The sequence below is a fragment of the Actinoplanes sp. NBRC 103695 genome, assembly GCF_030269485.1.
GTDB lineage: Bacteria > Actinomycetota > Actinomycetes > Mycobacteriales > Micromonosporaceae > Actinoplanes.
The window spans coordinates 1-302 of the sequence record NZ_BSTL01000148.1 but is presented as its reverse complement, the minus strand read 5'-3'; the positions used below and the strand labels follow the sequence as shown (position 1 = coordinate 302).

Below are 302 nucleotides of genomic sequence, written 5' to 3'. Positions count from 1 at the left end.
GCTACAGCCCGCATAAACCCGTTCCACGTCACCGGAAGAGGCAGAGACCGCTCGGTGACCAGTTGTTCGTAGGCGCTTTCCCATCCGGAGGCTTCGGTTGTCAGCCATCCGGCCAGTTCTTGAAGCTCACTGTCGGCAGCCCCCGTCAACAACCGCACCACGTCAGGAAAAGACAAACCCACACCCGCAACGGCACCATCAACACCCGGCTGCCGCACGCCCGAACCATCCCGACCACCACCGGTGATCTCGACCGCCGCCGGGAAGAACCGCTGCTGCTGGTAGAAGCCACCCCCGCCACC

At 63.9% G+C, this 302-nt stretch carries 1 protein-coding gene; it reads right to left on the bottom strand.

Annotation, left to right across the window (positions count from 1 at the left end; translation table 11 throughout):
• Window positions 1-302, bottom strand: a 302-nt coding sequence (locus QSK31_RS48645; RefSeq protein WP_285692019.1) for a hypothetical protein, incomplete at both ends; no start/stop codon positions are given.